9 protein-coding genes are annotated in these 8,712 nt (G+C 29.5%); 8 read left to right on the top strand and 1 reads right to left on the bottom strand.

The window, feature by feature from the left end; genetic code table 11:
* The 7 genes from ACI32A_RS05815 to tenpIN all read left to right on the top strand — a co-directional run.
* Positions 1-233: DegT/DnrJ/EryC1/StrS family aminotransferase (locus tag ACI32A_RS05815; protein WP_439754097.1), on the top strand; the 233-nt coding region annotated here is incomplete at its 5' end.
* Between the two features lie 5 nt (positions 234-238).
* On the top strand, positions 239-1,330 hold the full coding sequence (locus ACI32A_RS05810) for an acyltransferase family protein (protein ID WP_439754096.1): 1,092 nt from the start codon (positions 239-241) through the stop codon (positions 1,328-1,330).
* Entirely contained in the window at positions 1,327-1,893 is a 567-nt protein-coding gene (locus tag ACI32A_RS05805; protein ID WP_439754095.1) for an acyltransferase, read from the top strand. Before ACI32A_RS05810 ends, ACI32A_RS05805 begins: the two co-directional genes overlap by 4 nt.
* 230 nt (positions 1,894-2,123) lie before the next feature.
* A complete protein-coding gene (locus ACI32A_RS05800; RefSeq protein ID WP_439754094.1) occupies positions 2,124-2,660 on the top strand; it encodes a VanZ family protein in 537 nt (178 codons plus the stop codon).
* Between the two features lie 10 nt (positions 2,661-2,670).
* A complete protein-coding gene (locus ACI32A_RS05795; protein ID WP_439754093.1) occupies positions 2,671-4,197 on the top strand; it encodes an LCP family glycopolymer transferase in 1,527 nt (508 codons plus the stop codon).
* Positions 4,198-5,207: 1,010 nt separating this feature from the next.
* Positions 5,208-5,576 carry a hypothetical protein gene (locus ACI32A_RS05790; protein WP_439754092.1) on the top strand — a complete coding sequence of 123 codons (369 nt, stop codon included), beginning with the start codon at positions 5,208-5,210 and terminating at the stop codon, positions 5,574-5,576.
* A gap of 229 nt (positions 5,577-5,805) precedes the next feature.
* Complete coding sequence (tenpIN, locus tag ACI32A_RS05785) at positions 5,806-6,288, top strand: type III toxin-antitoxin system TenpIN family toxin (RefSeq protein ID WP_439754091.1); 483 nt, start codon at positions 5,806-5,808, stop codon at positions 6,286-6,288.
* 225 nt (positions 6,289-6,513) lie between these two features.
* Here the strand turns inward: tenpIN and ACI32A_RS05780 are convergent, their stop codons facing one another.
* Positions 6,514-7,356, bottom strand: a complete 843-nt coding sequence (locus tag ACI32A_RS05780) for a hypothetical protein (RefSeq protein WP_439754090.1) — start codon at positions 7,354-7,356, stop codon at positions 6,514-6,516.
* 385 nt (positions 7,357-7,741) lie between these two features.
* Here ACI32A_RS05780 and ACI32A_RS05775 point away from each other — a divergent pair, with 385 nt between their 5' ends.
* Positions 7,742-8,677 (top strand): ATP-binding protein, encoded by a 936-nt coding sequence (locus ACI32A_RS05775; RefSeq protein ID WP_439754089.1) that lies wholly within the window; start codon positions 7,742-7,744, stop codon positions 8,675-8,677.
* Positions 8,678-8,712 lie beyond the last annotated feature (35 nt).

The following is an 8,712-nucleotide window of genomic DNA, read 5'->3' as shown; positions in this document are numbered from 1 at the left end:
ATAAATATACAAGGAATGAAGTGTTTGAAAAACTAGAAAAACAGGGAATAGGAGCAAGAAAATACTTCTATCCACTGACCAATAGTTTCGAATGCTATAGAAATTATCAAACAGCTGGTATTGAAAAAACACCAGTTGCTCAACATATTGCATTAAGAGTGTTAACACTTCCATTGTATGCAGATTTAAGTATGGAAGATGTAGATAGAATTTGTGAAATTATATTAGAGTGATAACTATGAAAAAAGAATTTATAAATAAACATGGTAGTATTCGAAATTCTAATTTGGAATTATATAGAATAGTCGTGATGCTCCTGATTGTAGCACATCATTTTGTTGTAAATAGTGGATTACTCGATGTAATGTATGAACACACGTTAAGCGTGAATAGTATTTTTTTATTTCTATTTGGTGCTTGGGGAAAGACAGGTATAAATTGTTTTATGCTTATTACTGGGTACTTCATGTGCAAAAGTAATATTACACTGAGAAAGTATGTAAAAATGATTAGTGAGGTGCTTTTTTATAATATTTTTATATCACTTTTATTTCTTGTTTTTGGTATTGGCAGTATTAAAGATGTGCTTGAAGGTTTATTGATAGTAAGGAAAGTGGACAGTAGTAACTTTATTGCTTGTTTCCTTGTATTTTATTTGTTTATACCATTCCTTAACATCCTCCTGCAAAACATCAATCAGAAACAGCACCAATACTTAATCGGGTTACTTGCTTTTCTATATGTATTTCTTGGGACGATGCCTAAGTTCAGTGTGGTAATGAATTATGTTTCGTGGTTTTCTTTCTTATACATTGTTGCTGCGTATGTTCGATTATATTCAATTAATAATAGAAAATGGGGTTATTGGACTACTTTATTTATTCTTTTTGCAATAATGTCTGTAATAATCTGTTTGATTTTGGGAGACAAGTTTGATAAGCAAATAGCTTATAGATTTGTGAGTGATAGCAATACGTTTCTTGCTTTTGCAATAGGGTTTTGTAGTTTTATGTTCTTTAAAGACTTGAAGATAAATAAAAGTGGGCTGATAAATACAATTGGTGGAAGTACTTTTGGGGTTCTATGCATTCATGCTAATTCAGATACAATGAGAAAATGGCTATGGGGAACGATTTTAAATGTGAAAGGGGCATATTATCTTTCAATTGAAAGGTTAATTTTGTTTTCAATTATATCTGTTCTTGGAGTGTTTATAATTTGTATAATAATTGAAATAATTCGGCAAAAACTTGTAGAGAATAGAATATTAAGTTGGATAGAGAAATCTACTATATACGGCAAAATAAATGAAAGGGTTGAGTTGCTATGAATAGTTTTTATTCTAAGGAAGAATTAAAAAAAATTGGTTTCAAAGCGGTCGGTAATAATGTTCTTGTCAGCAAAAAATGTAGTATTTATGGAGCCCAATATATCAGTATTGGTAATAATGTTAGAATTGATGATTTCTGCATTTTAAGTGGAAGGATTCAATTTGGGAATAATATACATATTGCTGCCGGAGTAATGCTTTTTGGCGGTGAATATGGGATTGTTTTAGAAGATTATGTCGGTATTTCTTCAAGATGTGCAGTTTATGCAGTGAATGATGATTACTCGGGAGAAGCATTAACAAATCCAACAATTCCAGAAAAATATAGAAATGTGACTGGAGGAACAGTTATATTTGAAAAGCATTCCTTGGTAGGTAGCGGATGTACTGTATTACCCGATGTCACAGTAAAGGAAGGAACTTCAATTGGTAGCATGTCTTTAGTGAATAAAACTTTAGATGAATGGGGCATCTATTTAGGTATTCCATGTCGTAGAGTAAAAGATAGAAGTAAACATCTTCTAGAACTGGAAAAAGAAATGATTAACTTAAGCAATCAATAAAAGTAAGCTTACAGGAAAAACTGTATATTTTTGGAAACACCATTTCTTTAAGTGTATCCTTTTGTTAAAATGTGACTTTACTTCATAGTACAATAGTTAGAACTTGAAAAATGTGAATGTAAAAGATGGCTTAATTAATGAGTAGAGTTTATAACTGTAATTATAAGAGAATTAGAATATTGTGATCGATTTAATATACCTGTATTAGGAACAATTGTGATTGGATAAACATGAAGAAACATTATTTTTTACGTTTTATTTGGTTTGTGGTATTTGTTTGTGCTGCTGTTTTTGTGATTACTTTGATGTATTCTATGAGCTCAGAAGATGGATATACTTCTTCTATTCGTTCGGAAAACGTTACAGAGGCATTGAAACAAGAAGTAAAAACGTATTTGGAGTCTTCTCCTGAAGGTTTTACTTTATCACAGAAAATAAAGAGTTATATCATTTTGTATTCACCTTATGGAAGTAACTGGAACGTTAATATACGAAAAATAGCGCATTTTATGATTTATTTTTGTATGGCTATCGCGATATATTTTGCGTTTACGATTTTAGGAATAAAAAAAGGTGGAAGGTTTTTCTTAACAATATTGATTTGTTTCATTTTGGCATGTGGGGATGAATGGCATCAAGGAAGTGTAGCAGGTCGAACCATGTCAAAAATAGATGTATTGATTGATACACTAGGAGCAATGACATCTGTATGTATTTGTACAGTATTGTCATTGTTTTTTAGTTTATTCAAAAAGATTTTTGACTAAGGAGGATGTCATGAAAAAGTTATTAAAAGTATTGACTGGTTTATTAATTGTTTTATTGATTTCTTTTACTATTTATTTTGGTTTTGAAATCATTACAATTGGTGTTTTACCAGGAAATATAGCTGGTTTACTTGTATTGATATTAGCACTTGTTGACTTAATTTTTATTGTTTTATTGGCTCTATATAAGAAAGTAGCTGTTAAAGTATTTGCGGTATTTATTACAATTGTACTTTGTGTTTCCTATTTATTTGGTGGATACTACATTATGAAAACAAAGTCAGCTTTAACAAAGATTACAGATACATCCAATAAAATTAAAAATACAGTGTCAGTTATTGTTTTATCCGATTCTAAAATTGATTCGTTATCCGATTTAAATGGATTAAAAATTGGTATTCTATCGGAAATCGATACATATGGAACTAAGAAATGTTTAGCTGATTTTAAAGAAGAAAATGTAGACTATAAGAGTTCAAAATACGATAGCTTAGATGAAGAAGTACAAGCTTTATATGATAAAGACGTTAGAGCTATTGTATTAAATGAAAACTATAGAGAAACCATTAGTGAAAATGAAAACTTTAAATCATTTGGAAAAGAAACCAAAGTCATTCACACAACGGTTTACTATACCGAAAAGAAAAACGAAGTAAAAGCGGTTAAAGATATTACCAATACACCTTTTACTGTATTAATCAGTGGATCCGATTCTCGTGGTGGATTGGATGAAGTAGCTCGTACTGATGTTAATATGGTAGTTACTGTTAATCCAAACACTGGAACCATTTTATTAATGAGTATTCCACGTGACTATTATGTTAATACAGTATGTAATGTCACTCAAAACTGTGCCAATGGAGCTTTAGACAAATTAACGCATACAGGTATTTATGGTATTCAAACTACTAAAGAAACAGTAGAAAACTTCTTAGGTATTGAAATTAACTATACATTAAGAGTGGGATTTGATGCGGTTGAAAATTTAGTGGATGCATTAGGTGGTATTGACATTTATTCAGATCAAACCATTGAAAACGTAGGAAACGGAAATACATCTTGTACAGTCTATGAAGGAGACAACCACTTAAATGGGGAATGTGCACTGGGATTTGCTCGTGAACGTTATGCCTATGCAGAAGGGGATCGACATAGAGCATTAAATCAACAGGAAGTGATTAAAGCAGTGATTAAAAAAGCGATGTCTTTTAGTTCTGTTACAAACTATACATCAATTCTAGATGCTTTATCTGGCTTCTTTGAAACAGATTTATCGACGGAAGAAATACAAACACTTATTAAATGGCAAATCAGTTCAAGAACCAATTGGAAAGTGGAACAATATTCAGTCGATGGAACCGGTTCTACAGAAATGTGTGCCGCACTAGGACAAGCGGCTTATGTTATGATTCCAGACCAAAATACGGTTAAATTAGCAAATGCTAAGATTAATGCAGTATTAAAAGGAGAATCCGCTGATTCTATTACAATGGAATCTATTACACAGCCAGAAGAAACAACGGAAACAACAGAATAAAATAAAAAACTGCAGCTATAATGGTTGCAGTTTTTTTATAACAGAGTCTGGGGAAGACAATATATATGACTCTTGTAATCATTCCAGGTTTACATGATTTAGTTTTCTATTATATTTCATTGTTTCATTAAATGTCGGCTAAATAATAAATCTGCTGACAAATAATAAAATCATAAAATGAATGAGGAATGTTCCAAGATTGTTTATCCAACAAACTTATCAAAATTTTATACAGCCCTTTACTTAAATTCAAAATACAATAAAAAAACCAGTTCAGCGAACTAAACTGGCAAGTAAGCATCGTAGTAACTTACCGCAATTCCACTATGATAATACATCAAATTTTGTGAAATAACAATGTTAATTTGATTTTACATAGTTAATTAATTGGTTCATTCTCGTAATGCAATCATTTCTTATTACAACAGATGAAATACTCAAATCAACCGTATTTGTATTTGTCAATCCAAAATTGAGCCACCTTATCAGTTTAAAATTGAGCCACTTATCAATGATAAATGGCTCATATTTGTTTAATGGTTAATTTCCAATTGGCCGTTATTATTAATAATTTTAGTTGTAATTATCTGTATGTTTTAGTTTTTGACTTAACTCTATATCCAACAAAAATAATTACATCTAGATTGAAATAATCAACTTGATACGTTTTTCCATCTGCAACAGTTGTTGCGGATTTTGCAACAACTGAATTTCTGTCCAATTCACCTTCATTAAACAGATTTCTGATGTGCCGTGATATTGTTGGCTTATCTCTACTAAACAATTCAGCCATTTGTTCCTATGTCAGCTAAACAGCTTCTCTGTCTTCACTAACAGACACTTCTAATTCCAATTCTCCATTTTTAAAAATTACGATATCGTTGTTCATGTAATCATTTCCTTTATGTTAAATAATCATGTATATAATATACCAATTGATGTAAATCTTAGCTCAGTCATGATTATTGTTTTCTGATAAAATAGTAAAGAATTTGAAAGAAGGGGATCAAATGTTACTTGTTTTATTGTTTGTGATTTGTAATGGATTATTGTTGTATTACTTTGAAAAAAGAAGAAAACAAAAAATGATTGTGTATTCTTTTTTACAGAAATTAGATACATCACTTGAAATTCATGCAAGATATATTGAATTAGAAGAAGATATATTAAATGAATATATAGATTGTATATATGACATTTATACGTTTTATATACTATATAAAGATTCTTTTTCTATCTATAGTGAATCCATGAAGAATATATATAATCTGGTAATAGATTTAAAAGAAGATCCATCTGAATCTTATTTATTAGTTAATACGATTCGAGATGAAATCATGGAAATACGAAATAAAGTAAAGATGGATTTTATGCGATAAGATTGTTTGACACAACAATAAGTTAATGTTAATATTCAAATGAAGATAGGTCTTTATCTTCCATCGCTTTATGATGACCTGTGACGGTACTGACAGGTCGGTAAAATAAAATTGTGACCGGATTGATGATGACCTGTGACGGTACAGACAGGTCGGTAAAATAAAATTGTGACCGATGCGATGCGTTTTAAGAGAACTTTAATAGTTCTCTTTTTTTAGGAGTTAATAAATGAATAGTATAACTATATCGAATAACTATGAAATAAAAAAATTATCATCTAATTTTTACAAAGATTATCCTGCTGCTAAGTATCCTGAAATATTAGAAAAAGGCGATAGACCTTATGATGTGATAGTATTTGAAACGAAAGAAAATTATTATGTATGTGTTCCCTTCAGAACGTATTTAAATCATAAACAAGGATTTCATTTTTACTCATCCCCATTTCCAACAGGAGAAAATCCTGGTATTGATTATAGTAAGATGGTCATTATAAAAAAAGATGATTATATTGGGGAAACGACATTTATTGATACAGAACAGATGTCATGTTTTAATACCAATATTGCTACAATTCAAAAAGAAGTCCTCGAATATTTAGAAGGATATATTAATCATTTCAACGGTACAAACACACTTCATCCAAAACAATTCAGAAGAAAATATCAATTCACAAGTCTAAAATATTTCCATACAGAATTAGGAATATAAATATTCATAGAAAAAAATCAATCAGTTTTATGGAATTAGAATAAAAGTTGATTATTTTATTGGTAAAGCCATTTATTCCAATACAAAAATATATACTTTTCAAAAAAGAGATTTTTAGTATAGAGCATTTCATAGTGACAAAGACTGTATCAAAAAATGAATAAACTATATGTTTAGAAAAATAATCAACAAATATACACACTAAAAAAGGACAATCGTCCTCTTTTAGTCTAATAAATTCAATTGTTTTTTGACTTCTAAATATATAATATATCGATTTTCTCCTATACGAAATTGTTTAACCGTATCATATGTACACTTAGCTATTTTTTGAAAAGATTCTCTTACATCATATTTTTTATTTAAACGAGTAAAAGTATCGCACATAAATTTATTAGTGAATATTTTAGAAGCCACTATATTGTTATAATATTCTTCATCTCTTATAATGTCATAATTAATTCTGGGATCTTCAAAATATTGATCCGTTATAAACTGAATTTCATCTTTATAAAATTTATAATTTGAAAAATCCAAAGAATGATTAAAATCCTTAAAAGACTTTAAAACCAAATAATCCGGTAAAGTCGGATAACTATGTCGAGTTTGAATCATAGTATCTGGTTTTATTTTTCCATTCACAAATTGATTAAAAGTTGAATGATTGTTTTCAATAATTCCAAATCCTTTTCCATCTAATACAATACCCAATGGATACTCACTTTCCTTGCTTTCATATTCATATTTATTTAATAAAATCCGACAATCAAATATCCATTCATCTGTCATATCATATTGAAAAGTAAAAACAAAACCTAGATCCGATAATTTCTTTTCACTCATCTTATATTGATTTTCTGAAAAAATATATCGATTTAAAAATAAATCCGGTAAATATGTTATTTTTTGCGTTTCAAAAAAATAAACACTATCAAACCAGCAATTTAAACTAAATCCGAATATAGCACCTAAAGTATATAAATCCGGATCTCCTTTTACAGCTACAATCCGATTCAATCGTTTCGGATCATCTCGAGACAATAATTTTATTCTTGTATATTCCATCATTCGTTTCCTCTTTTTTCTTTCATTATATAATAAATATTTTTAAAGTGGATTGCGATGACAAAAATAACACGATTTCAGACAAAAATAACATTTTCAACCATTTATGTTAGAAAAAACATCAATTTAGAGTGGTTTAAAATAAAATTTTTCTAAATTATGGTAAAAAATGAGAAATTTCTTGATTTTAAATATTTGTATTTATAACTGATAAACTTTAATAAAAAACATATTTTTGTCAGTTATAAATATAATATAATTTGGTCAAGTATATGCAATGTATATGAAACGTATTCGACCTTTTATAGGAACAGAACTCATAAAGGTCATAGTTGGTATTCATCGTTGCGGAAAATCGGTTATGCTCTAGCTGATTAAAGAGGAACTTTTGGAGTCTGGTATTCATCCAAATCAGATTATTTCAATCGACTTTGAGGATTTGAACTTCTCTCATTTGCAAAGTGCAAAAGCATTACATGATGAAATTATCAAAAAAGCTTCCAAAATCAATGGCAAAGTTTATTTGTTTTTTGATGAGATTCAAGAAGTAAAAGATTGGGAAAAATGTATTAACTTCTTTCTTATGTCACTTGACTGTGACATTTATATCACTGGCTCCAATGCCAATCTTTTATCCGGAGAACTTTCTACTTATCTAGCCAATGTTCGTTATCAAGAAGAGCCTTGCAAATTGTATCTCCATGATTTGTTTAACTCTGTCCAGCTTAAAGACATTGTGAAACGAAACAAAATACGTGATGTGGACTTGCTGGAACGCATTATTACTTATGTAAGTACAAATATAGGAACAACTTTTTCGGCTACTTCTTTGTCAAAGTTTCTCAAAAATGAAAAACGAACCGTTTCACCAGAAACTATTTTGAATTACATCAAATATTGCTGTGATGCTTATTTGTTTTATCAGGTTAAGCGTGAAAATTTACATGGAAAACAGATTCTTTCATCCAATGAAAAATATTATCTTGCCGATCATGGTATTCGAGAAGCCATTTTTGGTGGCAACATGCGAGATATCAATCTCATTTTAGAAAACATCGTCTATTTGGAACTATTTCGTCGAGGTTACAAAGTAACAGTTGGAAGAATTCAAGACAAGGAAATTGATTTTGTATGCGATAAAAACGGAGAGAAACTATATGTTCAAGTTACTTATTTGCTGGCATCCGATGAAACGATTCAACGTGAGTTTGGCGTTTATGATAGTATTCGCGATAATTATCCAAAATATGTTGTCTCACTCGATGAATTTGATATGAGCCAAAATGGAATTAAGCATCGTAATATCCCAATGTCATTAAGTTAAAAATCAAAAAAATAATAGAACTGAAGAAAAAAATG

The organism is Floccifex sp., assembly GCF_051873555.1.
Lineage (GTDB): Bacteria > Bacillota_I > Bacilli_A > Erysipelotrichales > Erysipelotrichaceae > Floccifex.
This window is presented reverse-complemented; position numbering and strand designations above follow the sequence as displayed.

Bases quoted from the DNA above. Each gene is read 5' to 3' on its own strand.
- ACI32A_RS05810 (WP_439754096.1), top strand. From the start codon at position 239: ATGAAAAAAGAATTTATAAATAAACATGGTAGTATTCGAAATTCTAAT.
- ACI32A_RS05805 (WP_439754095.1), top strand. From the start codon at position 1,327: ATGAATAGTTTTTATTCTAAGGAAGAATTAAAAAAAATTGGTTTCAAA.
- ACI32A_RS05800 (WP_439754094.1), top strand. From the start codon at position 2,124: ATGAAGAAACATTATTTTTTACGTTTTATTTGGTTTGTGGTATTTGTT.
- ACI32A_RS05795 (WP_439754093.1), top strand. From the start codon at position 2,671: ATGAAAAAGTTATTAAAAGTATTGACTGGTTTATTAATTGTTTTATTG.
- ACI32A_RS05790 (WP_439754092.1), top strand. From the start codon at position 5,208: ATGTTACTTGTTTTATTGTTTGTGATTTGTAATGGATTATTGTTGTAT.
- tenpIN (WP_439754091.1), top strand. From the start codon at position 5,806: ATGAATAGTATAACTATATCGAATAACTATGAAATAAAAAAATTATCA.
- ACI32A_RS05780 (WP_439754090.1), bottom strand. From the start codon at position 7,356: ATGATGGAATATACAAGAATAAAATTATTGTCTCGAGATGATCCGAAA.